17 protein-coding genes and 1 pseudogene are annotated in these 18,244 nt (G+C 73.9%); 7 read left to right on the plus strand and 11 right to left on the minus strand.

The window, feature by feature from the left end; translation table 11 throughout:
- Positions 1–432: 432 nt before the first annotated feature.
- A complete protein-coding gene (locus ACIA8Q_RS18400; RefSeq protein ID WP_360207544.1) occupies positions 433–1,338 on the minus strand; it encodes a TIGR01777 family oxidoreductase in 906 nt (301 codons plus the stop codon).
- A 72-nt stretch (positions 1,339–1,410) separates the two neighbouring features.
- On the opposite strand from ACIA8Q_RS18400, the gene ACIA8Q_RS18405 reads away from it, so the two are divergent.
- Together ACIA8Q_RS18405 and ACIA8Q_RS18410 are read left to right on the plus strand one after the other, a co-directional pair.
- Positions 1,411–1,914, plus strand: a complete 504-nt coding sequence (locus tag ACIA8Q_RS18405; protein ID WP_360207541.1) for a GNAT family N-acetyltransferase — start codon at positions 1,411–1,413, stop codon at positions 1,912–1,914.
- 112 nt (positions 1,915–2,026) lie between these two features.
- A complete protein-coding gene (locus ACIA8Q_RS18410; RefSeq protein ID WP_360207539.1) occupies positions 2,027–3,085 on the plus strand; it encodes a DUF2510 domain-containing protein in 1,059 nt (352 codons plus the stop codon).
- Between the two features lie 39 nt (positions 3,086–3,124).
- Here the strand turns inward: ACIA8Q_RS18410 and ACIA8Q_RS18415 are convergent, their stop codons facing one another.
- The 7 genes and pseudogenes from ACIA8Q_RS18415 to cobU all read right to left on the minus strand — a co-directional run.
- Positions 3,125–3,640, minus strand: coding sequence for a DUF4240 domain-containing protein (locus ACIA8Q_RS18415; protein ID WP_360207536.1), 516 nt, complete (start codon positions 3,638–3,640; stop codon positions 3,125–3,127).
- A gap of 199 nt (positions 3,641–3,839) precedes the next feature.
- Positions 3,840–5,663 carry a 2-oxoglutarate dehydrogenase, E2 component, dihydrolipoamide succinyltransferase gene (gene sucB, locus ACIA8Q_RS18420; protein WP_396317452.1) on the minus strand — a complete coding sequence of 608 codons (1,824 nt, stop codon included), beginning with the start codon at positions 5,661–5,663 and terminating at the stop codon, positions 3,840–3,842.
- Positions 5,664–5,724: 61 nt separating this feature from the next.
- Positions 5,725–7,113, minus strand: a complete 1,389-nt coding sequence (gene lpdA / locus ACIA8Q_RS18425) for a dihydrolipoyl dehydrogenase (RefSeq protein ID WP_387898310.1) — start codon at positions 7,111–7,113, stop codon at positions 5,725–5,727.
- A gap of 400 nt (positions 7,114–7,513) precedes the next feature.
- Positions 7,514–9,019: a leucyl aminopeptidase gene (locus ACIA8Q_RS18430; RefSeq protein ID WP_360207527.1), complete on the minus strand. Its 1,506-nt coding sequence runs from the start codon at positions 9,017–9,019 to the stop codon at positions 7,514–7,516.
- Positions 9,020–9,276: 257 nt separating this feature from the next.
- Positions 9,277–10,056: an adenosylcobinamide-GDP ribazoletransferase gene (locus ACIA8Q_RS18435; RefSeq protein WP_360207524.1), complete on the minus strand. Its 780-nt coding sequence runs from the start codon at positions 10,054–10,056 to the stop codon at positions 9,277–9,279.
- A 96-nt stretch (positions 10,057–10,152) separates the two neighbouring features.
- Positions 10,153–11,268, minus strand: a complete 1,116-nt coding sequence (locus ACIA8Q_RS18440) for a nicotinate-nucleotide--dimethylbenzimidazole phosphoribosyltransferase (protein ID WP_360207521.1) — start codon at positions 11,266–11,268, stop codon at positions 10,153–10,155.
- Positions 11,269–11,337: 69 nt separating this feature from the next.
- A pseudogene (cobU, locus tag ACIA8Q_RS18445) lies at positions 11,338–11,931 on the minus strand (bifunctional adenosylcobinamide kinase/adenosylcobinamide-phosphate guanylyltransferase); the annotation flags it as partial.
- Positions 11,932–12,023: 92 nt separating this feature from the next.
- Here cobU and ACIA8Q_RS18450 point away from each other — a divergent pair.
- The gene (locus tag ACIA8Q_RS18450; RefSeq protein WP_360207518.1) at positions 12,024–12,224 is read left to right on the plus strand and encodes a hypothetical protein; all 201 of its coding nucleotides are present in this window, start codon (positions 12,024–12,026) and stop codon (positions 12,222–12,224) included.
- Between the two features lie 17 nt (positions 12,225–12,241).
- Here ACIA8Q_RS18450 and ACIA8Q_RS18455 read toward each other — a convergent pair whose 3' ends face one another.
- Positions 12,242–12,982, minus strand: coding sequence for a class I SAM-dependent methyltransferase (locus ACIA8Q_RS18455; protein ID WP_387898671.1), 741 nt, complete (start codon positions 12,980–12,982; stop codon positions 12,242–12,244).
- 155 nt (positions 12,983–13,137) lie between these two features.
- Positions 13,138–13,734 (minus strand): DUF3043 domain-containing protein, encoded by a 597-nt coding sequence (locus tag ACIA8Q_RS18460; RefSeq protein WP_360207515.1) that lies wholly within the window; start codon positions 13,732–13,734, stop codon positions 13,138–13,140.
- A 288-nt stretch (positions 13,735–14,022) separates the two neighbouring features.
- Here ACIA8Q_RS18460 and ACIA8Q_RS18465 point away from each other — a divergent pair, with 288 nt between their 5' ends.
- Positions 14,023–14,826 carry a PspA/IM30 family protein gene (locus ACIA8Q_RS18465; RefSeq protein WP_360207513.1) on the plus strand — a complete coding sequence of 268 codons (804 nt, stop codon included), beginning with the start codon at positions 14,023–14,025 and terminating at the stop codon, positions 14,824–14,826.
- A 38-nt stretch (positions 14,827–14,864) separates the two neighbouring features.
- Positions 14,865–15,158 carry a hypothetical protein gene (locus ACIA8Q_RS18470; protein ID WP_360207510.1) on the plus strand — a complete coding sequence of 98 codons (294 nt, stop codon included), beginning with the start codon at positions 14,865–14,867 and terminating at the stop codon, positions 15,156–15,158.
- Positions 15,159–15,265: 107 nt separating this feature from the next.
- Here ACIA8Q_RS18470 and nadA read toward each other — a convergent pair whose 3' ends face one another.
- Positions 15,266–16,450 carry a quinolinate synthase NadA gene (nadA, locus tag ACIA8Q_RS18475; RefSeq protein ID WP_396317453.1) on the minus strand — a complete coding sequence of 395 codons (1,185 nt, stop codon included), beginning with the start codon at positions 16,448–16,450 and terminating at the stop codon, positions 15,266–15,268.
- Positions 16,451–16,643: 193 nt separating this feature from the next.
- On the opposite strand from nadA, the gene ACIA8Q_RS18480 reads away from it, so the two are divergent.
- Positions 16,644–17,567, plus strand: coding sequence for an NADP-dependent oxidoreductase (locus tag ACIA8Q_RS18480; protein WP_396317454.1), 924 nt, complete (start codon positions 16,644–16,646; stop codon positions 17,565–17,567).
- Positions 17,568–17,730: 163 nt separating this feature from the next.
- The gene (locus ACIA8Q_RS18485; RefSeq protein WP_360207502.1) at positions 17,731–18,195 is read left to right on the plus strand and encodes an Lrp/AsnC family transcriptional regulator; all 465 of its coding nucleotides are present in this window, start codon (positions 17,731–17,733) and stop codon (positions 18,193–18,195) included.
- Positions 18,196–18,244 lie beyond the last annotated feature (49 nt).

Consider the following 18,244-nt stretch of genomic DNA (forward strand, 5'->3'; position numbering starts at 1 on the left):
ATGTGATGCCCAGTCGGTGTGAGCATCAGACAGACGCACCGGGCCCGATCCGAGGGCAGGGAGGGGTCGTGCGGCACCGGGCGGGGGCGCGGTCACGGACAGTGCGCCGTGACGGCCGGGTTCCGGGGTCGACGGGCGCGCACGGTCACCGGGGGCGTGCAACGCGCCCGGGGTGTGCTCCCGTGCGCCCCCTCCCGGAGCCCCGTCCGGCCTCAGCCCGGCATATGCCCCTGGCCAGGGTGGATGCCGTAGCCGGGGTACGCCGACGGGCCTACCGGCACGCGGCCGCCGACCCGTCGCACCGTGGCGGCGGAGCACCCGCCCCGCCACCGCCCGTCACACCGCCGAGCGCACCACCGCGGGCACCCGCCCGTCGGACCACTCGTCGACCGCCGGCCGCACCACACGGGCACCCGCCCGTCGGACCACTCGTCACACCGCCGAGCGCGCCACCGCGTCCACGTCCGGGTGCGCGAAGCGGAACCCGGCGTCCAGCAGCCGCCGCGGCACCACCCGGTGGCTGCCGACGACCTCGACCGCCAGCTCCCCGAGCACCACCCGGAGCACCGCCTCCGGCACCGGGAACGGAGTCGGGCGCCGCAGCGCCCGGCCGAGCGCGGCGGTCAGTTCGGCGTTGGTGGCGGGCTCGGGCGCGCTGAGGTTGACGGCGCCCGAGAGGTCGTCCCGGTCGATCAGGAAGCGCAGCGCGGCGACCTCGTCCTCCAGCGAGAGCAGGCTCCAGTACTGCCGGCCGTCGCCGAGCCGCCCGCCCAGGCCCATTCTGAACAGGGGGAGCAGGCGCGCACCGGCCCCGCCGGCGGCGGAGAGCACCATCCCGGTGCGCGGGTGCACCACGCGGATCCCGGCCCGTTCCGCGGGCCGGGCGGCCGCCTCCCACTCCACGCAGACCTCGGCGAGGAAGTCGTCGCCGGCGGGGGAGTCCTCGTCGATCACCCGGTCGCCGGTCTGCCCGTACCAGCCGACCGCGGAGGCGCTGACCAGGACCCGCGGCGGCTCCTTCAGCTCGGCCAGGGCGACGGCCAGCGTCTCGGTGCCGAGGACCCGGCTCTCCCGGATCTCCCGCTTGTAGGAGTCCGTCCAGCGGTGGTCGCCGACCCCGGCGCCGGCCAGGTGCACCACCGCGTCCGTTCCGGCCAGTCCGCCCCGCTCGACCTGGCCGAGCAGCGGGTTCCAGCCGATGGCCGTGCTGCCGTCGGGCTGCGGGCCCGTCCTGGACCGGCGCCGGACCAGCCGGACCACCTCGTGGCCGTCCGCCAGCAGGGAGCGGACGAGTGCCGAACCGATCAATCCCGTGGAGCCCGTGACAGCGATGCGCATGCGCCCATCCTTCCAGTCGTGCCGGCGGTTAACCGCTGTGACGTCCGGGCGCGTCTCACTAGCATGACGCGCATGCTCGACGACGAACTGATCATCCGCCCGGCCCGGCCCGAGGACGAGCGTGAACTCGCGGTCCTCAACCGGGCCGCGTGGTCCCCGCTGTCCGAGGTCGCCCCGCTGCCGCCCGAGGGGGACGGCGTCTTCGACGACCGGCACGCCCCGGAGCAGTTCCTGCTCGCCCTCCTGGGCGGCCGGATCGTCGGCTACGTCCGCCAGGTCCCGCCGACCCCGCTGGCCAGCAACCGGCACGTCCGCCAGATCCAGGGCCTCGCCGTCGACGGCGCGGTCCGCGGCCGGGGCGTCGGCCGTCGCCTGGTGGAGGCGGCCTGCGAGGCGGCCCGGGCGGACGGCGCGCGCCGGATGACCCTGCGGGTGCTCGGCTGGAACGTGCCGGCCCGCCGCCTCTACGAGAGCTGCGGCTTCGTCGTCGAGGGCTCGCTGGCCGAGGAGTTCCTGATCGACGGGTCCTACGTGGACGACGTATGGATGGCTCGCCGGCTCGTCGACCGAACCTGACCGAGCACCGCCAACGGCCGCACCTGACGGCCCGTCAGTCGCGCCCGGGTGGTGCAGAGTCGTGACCAAAGCGCCCTGTCTGGACCGCCGCCGTGCCGGGTACCGTACGGCCGTGAGCAACTCGACGCCCCCCGGGTGGTACCCGGTCTCCGGTGCGGACGGCACCGCCGGTCACGAGCGCTGGTGGGACGGCAACGCCTGGACCAGTGAGGTGCGCCCGCTGCAGGGCGGCGCCGCCGGGGTGGCCGACGCCCCCACCCAGGGCTGGAAGCCCTCCGCGCAGCAGCCCGGTTACGGCTACGGCGGCCCGCAGGACACCCCCGGCTACGGCTACCCGGGCAGCGCCCCGGCCCCGGGCTACGGCTACCCCGGCCAGGACGGTCAGGGCGGATCGCCCGCCCAGGGCGTGGGCTACGGCTACGGCTACCCGGCGCAGCCCGCGCCCGGCCGGGTCAGGCCCGGCGTGCTCGTCGGCATCGGCCTCGGGGTGCTGGCCGTGGGCGGGATCATCGCCGGGATCGTGCTCAACAGCGGCGGCTCCCCGCAGGCGGACCCGACTCCGGTCCCGACGGTCACCATCACCCAGGGCTCCAGCCCCTCCCCGAGCCCGACCGCGAGCGCGCCCACCGTCACCCCGACGCTGCCCACGCCGAAGCCGGCCCCGGCCGTGAAGTCCACCGTCCCGGACGCGCAGCACGCGATCACCGTCCCGGTGCTCGACGGCTGGGACGCCGGGACGGACTCCACCCACTCCACGGTCTTCCTCGGCACCGGCCGCTACACCTGCGCGGACGGCAACTCCTGCATCCGCGGGCAGTTCTCGGTCGAGAAGGACACCGTCCAGGGCGCCACCGCCAAGGCGGCGGCCGAGGCGACGATGCCCACCTACGCCGGGCAGATCTTCACCGGGATCACCTCGCACACCGACTCCGGCTCCGGCTACGCCACCGTCGCGGGCGTCTTCGGCTACGCCGTGCGCTGGCACGTCCGCACCTCGGACGGCACCCAGGGCTACGTCCTGCTGGCCGCGGTGCCGGCCAAGGGAGGCGGCTTCGTGGTCTTCCAGGGCGGCGTGGACGACGACCCGAAGGCGCCCGACGCCTCCGTGCTGGACCAGATCCTCAAGGGGATCCAGCAGGACGGCACGTCGGGCGGCGGCAGCACCACCTGATCCGGGGCCGGCGCCCGGATCGGGTGCCCGGGCGAGGGGTCAGTCGCCGTAGCGCTCCCAGAGCTTGGGGAACCGCTTCGCCATGACGTCGGGGTCGTCGAAGTCCAGCGACGCCCCCGAGGGCCGGCCGGCCTGCCGCCCGCCCACCTCGGGCAGCGGCAGCCCGGTGAGCTGCTCGTACGCCTCGTCGGCGGCGAAGCCGAGGTCCTCGGCCTCGCCGTCCTCCTCCTCGTCGAACTCGGGCAGCAGGTCCGCCAGGTCGTCCGGTTCGGCCAGCCCGCCCTCGAAGACGTCCCGGCCCTGGCCGATCAGCCAGCAGCGGAAGAAGTCGAAGGTGTCCTCGGAGGCGCCGTCCAGCAGCAGGTAGGCCGCGCCCCACAGGTCGGAGCGGTAGGCGCGCTGGAACCGGGCCTCGAACAGCCGGGCGAAGTCGATGACGTCGTCCGGGGTCAGTTGGACCAGCCGTTCCACCAGGCGGTCGGCCTGATCGTCCGGGTCGCCGTCGGCGGCCTCCCGGGTCTCGTCGATGATCTGCCAGAAGTCGGTCTCGTCCATCACCGCTCAAGCATCCCCGTTCGCCCGCCCCGGCGCATGCCATGGCCCGGCGAAACGCTGGGCGATCCTCCCGGGAGTGACGTGACCGCCCCCGCCCGACCGCTCGCCGCCGCGACCGCCCCCCTCCGGGAACGGCGGAACCCCGCACCGTCCGGGGACGGTGCGGGGTTCCGCGGGGTCGGAGCGACCGGGGAGCGCCTTACAGGCCGAGCTCGACCTCGAACTCGCCGGCCTCCAGGATCTCCTTGACCGCGACCAGGTAGCGGGCGGCGTCGGCGCCGTCCACCAGGCGGTGGTCGTAGGAGAGCGACAGGTAGGTCATGTCGCGGATGCCGATGGCGGTGCCGCCGTCGGCCTCGATGACGACCGGGCGCTTGACGGTGGCGCCGATGCCCAGGATGGCGGCCTGGTTCGGCGGCACGATCACGGTGTCGAACAGGGCACCGCGCGAGCCGGTGTTGCTGATCGTGAAGGTGGCACCGGACAGCTCGTCCGGGGTGATCTTGCTGTCGCGGACCTTGGCGGCCAGCTCGGCGGTCTTCTTCGAGATGCCGGCGATGTTGAGGTCGCCCGCACCCTTGATGACCGGGGTCATCAGACCCTTCTCGGAGTCCACCGCGATACCGATGTTCTCGGTGTCGAAGTAGGTGATGGTGCCCTCGGCGTCGTTGATCCGGGCGTTGACGACCGCGTGGGCCTTCAGCGCCTGGGCGGCGGCCTTGACGAAGAACGGCATCGGGGACAGCTTCACGCCCTCGCGGGCGAGGAAGGAGTCCTTGGCACGGCCGCGCAGCGCCATGATCTTGGTGACGTCCACCTCGACCACGCTGGTGAGCTGGGCCTGCTCGTGCAGGGCCTTCATCATGTTGTCGCCGATGACCTTGCGCATGCGGGTCATCTTGACCGTCTGGCCGCGCAGGGCGGACGGCGCGGCGGCGGCCTTCGGCGCGGCAGCGGCCGGAGCGGCGGCGGCGACCGGGGCCGGAGCGGCCTTGGCGGCCTCCGCGGCGGCGATGACGTCCTGCTTGCGGATGCGGCCGCCGACACCGGTGCCGGTGACGGAGGTCAGCGCGATGCCGTGCTCGGCGGCGAGCTTGCGCACCAGCGGGGTGACGTAGGCGTCACCGGCATCGGCCACCGGGGCGGCCGGAGCGGCGGCGACCGGGGCCGGAGCGGCCACGGGAGCGGCCGGGGCAGCCGGAGCCGGGGCGGCCACGGGGGCGGCCGGGGCAGCCGGAGCCGGGGCGGCCACGGGGGCGGCCGGGGCGACGGGGGCCGGGGCAGCGGCGACCGGGGCCGGAGCGGCCGGGGCAGCCGGAGCCGGGGCGGCCACGGGAGCCGGAGCGGCCACCGGGGCCGGGGCCGGAGCGGCGGCCGGAGCGGCGGCGACGGCGCCGGCGGCACCGATCAGCGCGAGCTGGGCGCCGACCTCGGCGGTCTCGTCCTCGCCGACCAGGATCTTCACGACGACACCGGCGACGGGCGACGGGATCTCGGTGTCGACCTTGTCGGTGGAGACCTCGAGCAGCGGCTCGTCGACCTCGACCGTCTCACCCTCGGCCTTCAGCCAGCGGGTGACGGTGCCCTCGGTGACGGACTCGCCCAGGGCGGGGAGCAGCACCGGGGTGGCGTCGCCGGCCGGGGCGGCCGGGGCGGCCGGCGCCTCGGCGACCGGAGCCGGAGCGGCGGCCGGGGCCTCGGCGGCCGGGGCCTCGGCGACCGGGGCCGGGGCGGCGACGGGCGCGGCCTCGGCGACCGGGGCGGCGACGGGGGCCGGCGCACCGGAGCCGTCGTCGATGATCGCCAGCTCGGCGCCGACCTCGACGGTCTCGTCCTCGGCGACCTTGATCGAGGCCAGGATGCCGGAGGCCGGCGCCGGGATCTCGGTGTCGACCTTGTCGGTGGAGACCTCGAGCAGCGGCTCGTCGACCTCGACACGCTCACCCTCGGCCTTCAGCCAACGGGTGACGGTGCCCTCGGAAACGCTCTCGCCCAGCGCGGGCAGTGTTACTGAGACCGCCATGGTTTCAGCGACTCCTATCAAGTCTTGCGTACTGGAAATGGGGTGTGGGGGCGGGGCGTGATCAGTCGTGCGCGTGCAGCGCCTTGCCGGCCAGCGCCAGGTGCGCCTCGCCCAGGGCCTCGGACTGGGTCGGGTGCGCGTGGATGAGCTGCGCGACCTCGGCCGGCAGCGCCTCCCAGTTGTAGATCAGCTGAGCCTCGCCGACCTGCTCGCCCATGCGGGCGCCGACCATGTGGACGCCGACCACGGCGCCGTCCTTGACCTGGACGAGCTTGATCTCGCCGGCGGTCTTCAGGATCTTGCTCTTGCCGTTGCCGGCCAGGTTGTACTTGAGCGTGACGACCTTCTCCTTGCCGTACAGCTCGACGGCCTTGGCCTCCGAGATGCCGACGGAGGCGACCTCGGGGTTGGAGTAGGTCACGCGCGGGACGCCGTCGTAGTCGATCGGCACCGGCTTGAGGCCGGCCAGGCGCTCGGCGACCAGGATGCCCTCGGCGAAGCCGACGTGGGCCAGCTGCAGGGTCGGGGCGAGGTCGCCGACGGCCGAGATGGTGGGCACGTTGGTGCGCATGTACTCGTCGACCAGGACGTAGCCGCGGTCCATCGCGACGCCGTTCTCCTCGTAGCCGAGGCCGGCCGAGACCGGGCCGCGGCCGATGGCCACGAGCAGCAGGTCGGCGTCGATCTGCTTGCCGTTCTCGGTGGAGACGCGGACACCGGTCTCGGTGTACTCGACGCCGGAGAAGCGGGCCTTCAGCTCGAACTTGATGCCGCGCTTGCGGAACGCGCGCTCCAGCAGCTTGGAGGAGTTCTCGTCCTCCAGCGGGACGAGGTGCGGCAGCGCCTCGACGATGGTGACCTCGACGCCGAAGGACTTCCAGACCGAGGCGAACTCGACGCCGATCACGCCGCCGCCGAGGATGACGGCCGACTTCGGGATGCGGTCGAGCTTGAGGGCGTGGTCGGAGGAGATCACGCGGTTTCCGTCGATCTCCAGGCCCGGGATCGAGCGCGGGACGGAGCCGGTGGCGAGGACGATGTGGCGGCCCTCGATGCGCTGGCCGTTGACGTCCACCGAGGTCTGCGAGGAGAGCTTGCCCTCGCCCTGGACGAAGGTGACCTTGCGGGAGGCGACCAGGCCCTGCAGGCCCTTGTACAGGCCGGCGATGACGTCGTCCTTGTACTTGTGGACGCCGTTGATGTCGATGCCCTGGAAGGTGGCCAGCACGCCGAACTCGGCGGCCTCCTTCGTCTCGTCCGCGATCTCGGCGGCGTGCAGCAGCGCCTTGGTCGGGATGCAGCCGCGGTGCAGGCAGGTGCCGCCCAGCTCACCCTTCTCGACCAGGGCGACACTCAGGCCCAGCTGAGCGGCGCGGAGCGCCGCGGCGTAACCGCCGCTTCCGCCTCCGAGAATGACTACGTCGAAAACGGTGCTGGCGTCGTTCGCCACGTCACGTCCTCCATGCAATGGGGTGGGTCGCCGGGCCGGTCGCGGTCCGGTGGGTCGGAAGCCTTTGTGGGGCGCCCAGTCGTGCCGGAAATACATCTTCGCACTTGTTCGCGGTGGCTGATGTCCGGGTCCACCCCAGGGGTGTCCCACGGAGTGGTCACCGGGGCGGGAACACCCCCGACGGAAGGGCATCGTTGCAGCTCAACGGGGGGTTGACAGCTGCTTTCCGGGAGTTGTCGAGCTCCCCTGCGGCAGCCTCTTCCGCAGTGTGGAACAAAGTTTCGCCCGCAGCGAACAGGGGTGCGGGGCGGTCCCCGCGTCTACTCGCAGGTAACCGGCCCGGGAACGTCGACGGGGGCCCGGCGCGGACGCGCCGGACCCCCGTGGAGCGGGTGGCCGATCAGGCCTTGGCGCCCGCCGCGGTCTGCTCGGCGTAGCGGACCAGGGTGCGCACCGCGCTCGCGGTGCCGCCCTTCGGGGTGTAGCCGAACGGCGCGGTCTCGTGGAAGGCCGGACCGGCGATGTCCAGGTGCGCCCAGTCGGTGCCCTCGGCGACGAACTCCTGCAGGAACAGGCCGGCCACCAGGCCGCCGCCCATCCGCTCGCCCATGTTGGCCAGGTCGGCGATGGTCGACTCGGTCATGCCCTTGCGCAGGTCGGCCGGCAGCGGCATCGGCCAGGACTGCTCGCCCGCCTCGCCCGCGATGGTGTGCAGGTTCTCGCGCAGCTCGGCGTTGTTGGACATCACGGCGAAGGTGCGGTGGCCCAGGGCCAGCACCATCGCGCCGGTCAGGGTCGCCACGTCGACGATGACGTCCGGGTTCTCCTCGCCGGCCCGCACGATCGCGTCGGCCAGCACCAGGCGGCCCTCGGCGTCGGTGTTCAGGACCTCGACGGTCTTGCCGCCGTACATCCGCAGCACGTCGCCCGGGCGGGTGGCGGAGCCGGACGGCATGTTCTCGGCCAGCGCCAGCCAGGCGGTCACGTTGACGACTAGGCCCAGGCGCTTGGCGGCCACCACGGCGGCGAACACGGCGGCGGCGCCGGCCATGTCGCACTTCATGGTCTCGTTGTGGCCGGCCGGCTTCAGCGAGATGCCGCCCGAGTCGTAGGTGATGCCCTTGCCGACGAACGCCAGCGAGGCCTTCGCCTTCGGGTGGGTGTACGCCACCTTCACCAGCCGCGGCGGGTTGGCGGAGCCGCCGCCGACGCCCAGCAGGCCGCCGAAGCCGCCCTTGAGCAGCGCCTTCTCGTCCAGCACCTCGACCTTGAGGCCGTGCTCCTTGCCGGCCGCCTGGGCGATCGCGGCGAAGCTCTTCGGGTTCAGGTCGTTCGGCGCGGTGTTGACCAGGTCGCGGGCCCGGTTCATCTCCTCGCCGACCACGGCGGCGCGCTCCACGGCGGCCTTGGCGTCCTTGCTGCCCTTGCGGGCGGTCAGCACGACCAGCTCGCCGACCGGCTCCTTGCCGTTGCCGTTGCCCTTGTAGGCGCCGAAGGCGTACGAGCCGAGCAGACCGCCGAGCGCGACCGCCTCGACGTCGTCCGCGGACTCCACGGGCAGGGCCAGGGCGACCTTCTTGGCGCCGGCCAGGGTGCGGGCGGCGACACCGGCCGCGCGGCGCAGGGTCTCCGCCTGGTAGCCGTCCTCGGCGGCCTCGCCGAGACCGACCGCGAGCACGAGCGCGGCCTTCAGGCCGGCGGCGGAGGGAACCTTGACGGCCTCGCCCTCGGCGCCGGTCGCGCCCAGGGTGCCGAGGACCTCGGCCAGCTTGCCCTCGAACGCCTCGTTCACGGCCTCGGCGCCGGGGGCCAGCGCGATGCCCTTGGGGCCCTTCGCGACACCGACCACCAGCGCGTCCGCGCGCAGCGAGGCGGCGGAGGAGGTGCTCACAGACAATGCAGTCACGTAATGCGTCCTGTTCTTTCGCGGTCCACGGCCGGTCGCGGCCTGACTGCCGCACCGGCGCAGCCAGCCGTCGCGGGCCGGTCCGCCGGCGCGAGCCGGGTCCGGGCCCCCTGGCGCGCGCGGCCGCCCGCGGCGGGCGCGCACACCAGAGGCCCCGGCTCCTCGGTGAACGCCGGGCGGGCAGGACCTGCCACGGTGCAGGGCTGCGGTGCTCCCCGCATGGTAGTCCGCATGGTGGGATCACGCGCCGCCCGGTGTCAGCCCAGCAACGCCAAGGCGAACAGCGTCCCGGTCGCGGCGGTTTCCGCCATCGCTCCGAGCACGTCCCCGGTGATCCCGCCGAACCGCCGCACACACCGTCCCAGCAGCAGCCATGCGCAGCCGACGCCGAGCACAACGGACGCGGGGAGGCGAAGGGCTGACGATCCGTCGAACGTTCCGAGCGCGGCCAGCACCAGCGCCGCGGCGGTCGTCCCCAGCGCCGCGCCGGCGGGCGGGACGGTCCCCGCCACCATCGCGCCCAGCCCGCCCGGCCGGGCGGGCGGCACCGACCGCAGGCACCCCCAGGCGAGCGCGCAGCGCGCGGCCACCGCCGAGGCCAGCACCGCGAGGGCCCCGCGCGGGAGGGACTCCGCGAACTGCCCGGCCAGCGCGGCGACCTGCGCGAGCAGCACGAGCAGTAGGGTCAGCACGCCGAACGGGCCGATGTCGGACTGCTTCATGATGCGCAGCGCGTCCTCGGCCGGCTTCCCGCTGCCCAGGCCGTCCGCGACGTCCGCCAGCCCGTCCAGGTGCAGCCCCCGGGTCAGCGCGGCCAGCACACCCACCGCGGTGACCGCGCCGAGCGCTCCGCCGGCCCGCCAGGCCACCAGGGCCCCCGCCCCGGCGGCCAGCGCCCCGAGCACCAGGCCCACCAGCGGGGCGGCCGTCATCGCCCGCCCGCCGGCGGCGCGGTCCCACCGCTCCACCCGGACCCGGAGCACCGACAACGTCCCGAAGGCGAACCGCAAGCCCTCGGCCCAACTGGCGCCCTGCACGGCGTGTTTCCCTTCGACCGGAAGCGCCCCGGCCGGGGTGCCGGGGCTGGCCCTCCCCGGCCCCGGACGGGGCGCTGGTGATCCCTGGCGGCGCGGCTACAGCCGGCGCAGCAGGTCAGCCGCCGACGGCAGCTTCGGCTGCTCCTTCGGCCCCGCGGGGACGAACGCCTTCGGCGCCTCGTCCGCGAGCGCGTCGCCCGCGGCCTGCAGCAGCGGCAGGGCCAGCAGCGCGCCGACGCCCTCGCCGAGGGTGATCCCCTGGTCCTGCAGCGGCGTCAGGGTGAGCCGGTCGTAGGCCTTGGCCTGGGCCGGCTCGCCGCTGGACTGCCCGGCGCGCCACCACTCCGGGGCGCGGAAGGCGATCCGCTGGGCGACCAGGGCGCAGGCGGCCGAGACGACGCCGTCCAGCACCACCGGCAGCTGCCGGACCGCGGCCTGCAGCAGGAAGCCGGTGATCGCGGCGAAGTCGGCGCCGCCGGTGGCGCCGAGCAGGGCCAGCTGGTCGCCGAGCACCGGCCGGGCCCGCCGCAGCGAGTCGCGGACGGTGGCGCACTTGACCATCCAGACCCGGTCGTCGATGCCCGAGCCGCGCCCGGTGACCGCGGCCGCGTCCGTCCCGCACAGGGCGCCGACCAGCACGGCGGCGACGGTGGTCGCGCCGACCCCGAGGTCGCCGAGCAGCACCAGGTCGGTGCCGGCGTCGGCCTCCTCGTCGGCGACGGCCATGCCGGCCCGGAAGGCCCGTGCCGTCTCCTCGGGGGTGAGCGCGTCCTCGACGTCGATCCGGCCGGAGCCGCGCCGGATCCGGTGGGTGACCACCTCGTCGGGGAAGTCGGCGGGGTCGGCGTCCACCGCGACGTCGACGACCCGCACCTCGGCGCCGTAGCGCCGGGCCAGCCGGGCCACCGGCGCGGTGCCGTCCAGCACCGCGCGGACCCGGGCGGCGGTGCCGCCCTCGGCGGGCAGCCGGGAGACGCCGAGCGCGGCGACGCCGTGGTCGGCGGCGAACAGCAGCACCTTGGGGGCCGACACCGGCCGCACCGGGGAGCGCCCCTGCACGGACGACAGCCAGCTGCCCAGTTCCTCGAGCCTGCCCAGGCCGCCGCGCGGCCGGCCGGCCTCCTGCCAGCGTTCCTCGGCGGCCCTGCGGGCGCTCTCGTCGGGGCGCTCGACGAGCGAGGAGAACGTATCGAGATCCACGGTCGTGTCCATCGTCCGGAAGGCTACACGCCGCGGATGTTCGGGCCGAGGCTGGCGTGCGATGCCGTCGGCCGGGGGCGCTCAGCGCACCGGTCGCTCGTCCTTGATCGCCATCACCTGTCCGGCCACGACCAGCAGAACCCGCTCCGAGCCGTCCGCCACGGCCATGTTGAGCCGGCCCAGGGTGTCGCGGAATCGCCGGCCGGCCGCGGTCGCCGGGACGACGCCCATCCCGACCTCGTTGCTCACCGCGACGACGGAGCGCGCGGTGGCCGCCCAGGCGCGCGCCAGCCCCTCGCACCGCCGCTGCACCGCGGCCTCGCCGCCGTCCGCCCACACCCGGTCGTCCCAGGCGCCGCACTCGTCCATCACGGCGGTCAGCCACAGGGCGAGGCAGTCGATCAGCACCGGCGCCGGGTCGGCGGAGTCGGCCAGCACGGCCTCCAGGTCGCAGGTCTCGGCGGTGCGCCAGCCGGACGGCCGCCGCTCGCGGTGCAGTTCGACCCGCTGGGCCCACTCGGCGTCGCCGTCCCGGGTGCCGCCGGTGGCGACGTACAGGACGTCGGGGCGGTCGGCGAGCAGCTGCTCGGCCCGGGTGGACTTGCCGGACCGGGCACCGCCGAGCAGCAGGGTGCGGGGGAGTGCGGGGTGGGTCGCCATGGTGCTCATCCTGCCCGACGAGGCATACGGAAGATCGGGCCGGGCAGGCTAAGGTGCGCAGCACACAGGGCAGTGCACAGGCAGCGTCGTCAGTGGGAGGAGCCAGCATGGTCTGGACGTGGCGGTACGAGAAGGCGGACGGCACCGTGGTGGCGCCCGACGGCGGCCAGGAGGAGTTCGCCGGCCAGGGGGACGCCGAGACGTGGATCGGGGAGAGCTGGAAGCAGCTCGCCGAGGGCGGCGTCGACACGGCCGTCCTGCTCGACGACGACCGGGTGATCTACTCGATGAGCCTGCACGAGGCGTAACCCGCGCCGGGCGGGGCCTACTTGGCCCCGACCACGTGCAGCAGCGCGGCGACCTGCCGGTACGGGTCGGTGCGTCCGGCCCGGTACTCGGCCTCCAGCAGCTGCGCCAGTTGCCGGCCGTCCACGGGCGGGGCGGTGTCCTCGGGCGCGGTGTCGGTGAAGACCCGCACGCCGTACCAGTGCTTCAGCGGCACCGACACCTCGGAGAGCGTGACGGTGACGTCGGCGAGCCGGTCGGCGCGGGCGGCCAGGCCGAGCCGGTTGTAGTACCGGTCGGTCTCGAAGGCGTCCAGTGCGGCCCGCCAGTCCCCGGCGGCGGCGGGCCGCAGGGCGAGCGCGTCGCGGTTGCGGACCAGCAGCGAGAGCAGCCCGCCGGGCGCCAGCAGGCGGGCCAGCGAGGCGATCATCGGATCCGGGTCGGGCAGGTACATCAGCACGCCGTGGCAGAGCACGACGTCGAAGCTGCGCGGGCCGAACCAGCGCCCGCACTGGTGGGCGTCGCCGCTGAGCAGCTGAAGCCGCCCGCGGACCTCCGCCGGCTCCTCGGCGAGCGCCCCCTGGGCGACGCCGAGCGCGACCGGGTCGGAGTCGATGCCGGTGACGTAGTGGCCGGCCCGGGCCAGGCGCAGCGCCTGGGTGCCCTGGCCGCAGCCGATGTCGAGGACGCGCTGCGCGGTGCGGCCGGTCAGCTGTTCGGCGAGCTGCCGGGAGACCAGCTCCTGGCTGACGAAGTCGCGCAGGCCGCCGTGGCGTTCCAGCCAGGCACCGGTGCCGCCGGCGAAGGAGCCGCTGCGGGAGGGCAGCCGGCGCTCCTGGATCCGGTCGTGCCCGCCGTCGCCCTGCCCCGGCAACGCGTACAGGCCGGGCCCCTCCCAGGAGGGCGGGGCCCAGCCGTAGTCCACCGGTTCGGCGGTCAGGGCTTCTCCCCGCGACGCACCTGCGGCTTGGGCAGTCGCAGCCGGCGCATCTGCAGGATGCGCATCAGGCCGTAGGCGACGGCGCCGCGGGTGTTCTGGCCGGCGAAGCGCTCGGCGAGCTGCTTGCGCAGACCGAAGCCGAGCCGGACGAAGTCCAGGATCACCAGCACGAAGAACAGCAGGAACAGCACCGTGGACAGCAGCTGGAGGGTCGGCACCTTGACGATGCTGAGCACCAGGATGACCACGGCGGCCGGGAGGAAGAACTCGGCGAGCGACCAGCGGGCGTCCACGAAGTCGCGGGCGAACTTGCGCACCGGGCCCTTGTCACGGGCCGGGAGGTGGCGCTCGTCGCCCTCCAGCAGCGCGGTGCGCTGCTTCTCGCGCTCGGTGCGCATCCGGTCACGGGCCTGGCGGGCGGCCTCCTTGCGGTCCTTGGGCACCGTCACCCGGGTACGCCGGTTGGCCTCGGCCTCGTTGCGCTTGGGGGTGGGGCGCCCCTTCTTGGCCTCGGGGTGGCGGGCCTGGGTCGTCTCGTCCTGCTCCAGCACGGCGGCGGAGGCAGCGGCATCATCTGAACGGCGTCGGAACACACCACCAGCGTACGGGGTGCGGCGCGGCTTCCACGGGTGCCCTCGGACCCAAACGCATATCGATCGTCGCCGCCGGGGCCTCCCGACCCTTCCCGTAGGGGATCGATCGGATGGACCATGGAGGGGATGAGAGGCGGATCCACCCCGGGGAGGAGGAACTACCACTTGCCGCTGTAGCAGTCTTGTAGCAGGCAGGTGCACTGCGGCGACGGGCTCGCTGCACATACACTCGTCGTGTCTGGTACCGAGATAGAGACCGCAGGCCGGAGAAGGGGGCACCCGAGGCCCATGAGCGACGGAATCATGAAGCGTATGGGGCTGATCTTCCGCTCCAAGGCGAACAAGGCCTTGGACCGGGCGGAGGATCCCCGTGAGACGCTCGACTACTCCTACCAGAAGCAGCTCGAACTGCTGCAGAAGGTACGGCGTGGCGTCGCGGACGTCGCGACCTCGCGCAAGCGCCTGGAACTCCAGCTGACCCAGCTCCAGCAGCAGTCCGCGAAGTACGAGGACCAGGGCCGCAAGGCGCTGTCCCTCGGCCGCGAGGACCTCGCGCGCGAGGCGCTGACCCGCCGGGCCAACATGCAGTCCCAGATCACCGACCTGGAGACGCAGTACCAGGCCCTGCAGGCCGAGGAGGAGAAGCTCACGCTCGCCTCCCAGCGGCTGCAGGCCAAGGTGGATGCCTTCCGCACCAAGAAGGAGACCATCAAGGCGACCTACACCGCGGCGCAGGCGCAGACCCGCATCGCCGAGTCCTTCTCCGGGATCTCGGAGGAGATGGGCGACGTCGGCCTGGCCATCCAGCGGGCCGAGGACAAGACCGCGCAGATGCAGGCCCGCGCCGGTGCGATCGACGAGCTGCTGGCGTCCGGCGCGCTCGACGACGCGAGCGGCCTCGGCCGCAAGGACGACATCGAGGCGGAGCTGGAGCGGGTGGCCGGCGGCACCGACGTCGAGCTGGAGCTGGCCCGGATGAAGGCCGAGCTGGCGGGCCCGTCCTCCGGTCCGGCCGCGATCGAGCAGGGCCGTCCGCAGCAGCCGGAGGCCCACCCGCAGCAGGACACCCCGCGCATCAACTACAACAAGTGATCTGAGCTCCACCCCCACGAAGCAGGGAGACGCACGGCATGATCATGAGGGTCATGGGTGAGGGGCAGTACGAGGTGGGCGACGCCCACCTGGACCTGCTCAACGAGCTCGACGCCGAGCTCGTCACCGCAGTGGAGTCGGGGGACGAGGAGCTCTTCCGCCGGGCGTACGGCAAGCTGCTGGAGGCGGTGAAGCGGTTCGGCACCCCGGTGCCGCTGGACTCGCTGGAGCCGTCCGAGCTGATCCTGCCGAGCGCCGAGGCGACGATCCACGAGGTCCGCGAACTGCTGATGGCCGACGGCGAGGGCGTGATCCCGGGCTACCCCGAGTAGCCTCGCCGCAGGTCCGGTGCCAGACGAAAGGGCGGGCCCCCTCCGTTGGGAGGGGGCCCGCCCTTCGCGTGCGCCCGGCGGCCCGCTCCCCGCGGGCCGCCGGCCGGCTACGGCAGGGCCAGCATGCGGTCCAGCGCGGCCTTGGCGTACTTCTCGGTCTCCGGGTCGACGGTGATCACGTTCGGCACCCGGCCCTCGACCAGCGACTCCAGCGCCCAGACGAGGTGCGGCAGGTCGATCCGGTTCATGGTGGAGCAGAAGCAGACCGTCCGGTCCAGGAAGACGACCTCCTTGTCCGGGTGCGCCTTGGCGAGGCGGCGGACGAGGTTCAGCTCGGTGCCGATGGCCCACTTGGAGCCGGGCTCGGCGGCGTCCAGGGCCTTGATGATGTACTCGGTCGAGCCCACCATGTCGGCGGCCTCGACGACCTCGTGCCGGCACTCGGGGTGGACCAGCACGGTGACGCCGGGGATCCGCTCGCGCACGTCGTTCACGGAGTCCAGGTTGAACCGGCCGTGCACCGAGCAGTGGCCGCGCCAGAGGATCATCTTGGCGTTGCGCAGCTGCTCGACGGTCAGGCCGCCGTTGGGCTTGTGCGGGTTGTACAGGACGCAGTCGTCCAGCGAGAGGCCCATCTCGCGCACCGCGGTGTTGCGGCCCAGGTGCTGGTCGGGCAGGAAGAGCACCTTCTGGCCCTGCTCGAAGGCCCACTCCAGGGCGCGCCGGGCGTTGGAGGAGGTGCAGATGGTGCCGCCGTGCCGGCCGGTGAAGGCCTTGATGTCGGCGGAGGAGTTCATGTACGAGACCGGGACGGTCACGTCGGCTATGCCGGCGTCGGTGAGCACGTCCCAGCACTCGGCGACCTGCTCGGCGGTGGCCATGTCGGCCATCGAACAGCCGGCCGCGAGGTCCGGCAGGACGACCTGCTGGGCCTCGGTGGTGAGGATGTCCGCGGACTCGGCCATGAAGTGCACGCCGCAGAAGACGATGTACTCGGCTTCCGGGCGGGCCGCGGCGTCGCGCGCGAGCTTGAAGGAGTCGCCGGTGACGTCGGCGAACTCGATCACCTCGTCGCGCTGGTAGTGGTGGCCGAGGATGAAGACGCGGTCGCCGAGCGCGGCCTTGGCCGCGCGGGCGCGCTGGACGAGGTTCGGGTCGGAGGCCGGGGGGAGGTCGCCGGGGCAGTCGACGCCGCGCTCGCTGTTCGGGTCGGCCTCACGGCCGAGCAGCAGCAGAGCGAGCGGCGTCGGAGCGGGGTCGACGCCGTGGGTCTCGGTGATGGTGGTGGTCACGGGCGGGTGCCCTTCTGTGCGGCCGATCAAGCGGTGAAGCCTTTTCGTCTATCTGACACTATCTATGATAACCGGTTAGCGTCAGAGTGACGATGGCCATCCTGTCGATGTGACGAGAACCGCTCGCCGGATCGGACCCTTCCCGGCGTGGCCGAATCGGTGGCGGCACCGGTCGGGGGTATGGGTTGGGGCCATGAAGGCAATCGCGATCAACCGCTACGGCGGCCCCGAGGTGGTCGAGTACACCGAGCTGCCCGACCCGAAGGTCGGCCCGGACTCCGTCCTGGTCCAGGTGCGCGCGGCCGGGGTGAACCCGGTGGACTGGAAGGTCCGCGAGGGCGCCCTGGACGGCCTGCTGGACGCGCACTTCCCGATGGTCATGGGCTGGGACGCGGCCGGCGTGGTCCGTGCGGTGGGCGGCGGCGTGACCGAGTTCGCGCCGGGGGACGAGGTGTACGGCTACGTGCGCAAGGACGCGGTGGAGCACGGCACCTACGCCGAGCTGGTCGCCGCCCCGGTCCGCACCCTCGCCCGCAAGCCGGCCGCACTGGACTGGGCGCAGGCCGGCGGCCTGCCGCTGGCCGGGCTGACCGCGCTGCAGGCGCTGCGGGCCCTGCGGCTGCGCGAGGGGGAGACGCTGCTGGTGCACGCCGCGGCCGGCGGTGTCGGCCACCTGGCCGTCCAGCTGGCCCGGGCCCGGGGCGCCCGGGTGATCGGCACCGCGGCCGAGCGCAACCACGACTACCTGCGCGGCCTCGGCGCCGAACCGGTGACCTACGGCGAGGGCCTGGCCGACCGGGTCCGGGAGCTCGCCCCGGGCGGCGTGGACGCGGCCCTGGACCTGGTCGGCGGCGGCGCGGTGCAGGTCTCGGCGGGCCTGGTCGCGGATCCGGGCCGGATCGCCTCGACCGCGGACTTCGGGGTGAAGGCGCTCGGCGGCCACTACGTCTGGGTCCGCCCGGACCGGGAGGGCCTGGCGGAACTGGCCGCGCTCGCCGACGACGGCCGGCTGACGGTGACCGTCGCCTCGACCTTCCCGCTGGCCCAGGCGGCCTCCGCCCAGGCGCTCGGCGCGGAGGGCCGCACCCGCGGCAAGATCGTCCTGCTGGTCGACTGACGGCGGACGGCCGGCCGACCCGGGGCCGTCATCCGATCGCGGTGAACCCGCTGCCGAGATCCGCCAGAATGGTGGCGAACCGTTTCAGCAGTGACGGATGACGGCGGCGCCGCCCTGTCGGCCCCGCCGCCGGCCACCGTACGACCCGTGGAGCACCGCACCGATGACCAGCAGCCGAGCGCACGAGGTGATCGGGGCCGATCTCGACGAGACCGACCGGCTCCTGCTCGCCCGACTCGGCAGCGACGGCCGCGCCTCCTACGCCGAGATCGGCCTGCAGGTGAACCTCTCCGCCACCGCCGTGCGCCGCCGGATCGACCGGCTGCGGGCGCGCGGCGTGGTGCGCGGCTTCACCGTCGTGCTCGACCCCTCGGTGCTCGGCTGGCAGACCGAGGCCTTCGTCGAGGTCTACTGCCGCGAGCGGACCGCCCCCGAGGAGATCCTCGCCAGCCTGCGGCAGTTCCCCGAGGTCGTCGCCGCCTGGACGGTCACCGGCGACCCGGACGCCCTGGTGCACCTGCGCGCCGCCGACATGCGCCACCTGGAGGCCGTCATCGAGCGCATCCGGCGCGAGCCCGGCGTCCAGCGCAGCCGCTCCTCCGTCGTGCTCTCCCAGCTCATCGGCTGAAACCCGTCCGGCGGTAACGGCACACCGCGCAGGAAAGCTGCGCCGACCG

Source organism: Kitasatospora sp. NPDC051705, assembly GCF_044453265.1.
Lineage (GTDB): Bacteria > Actinomycetota > Actinomycetes > Streptomycetales > Streptomycetaceae > Kitasatospora.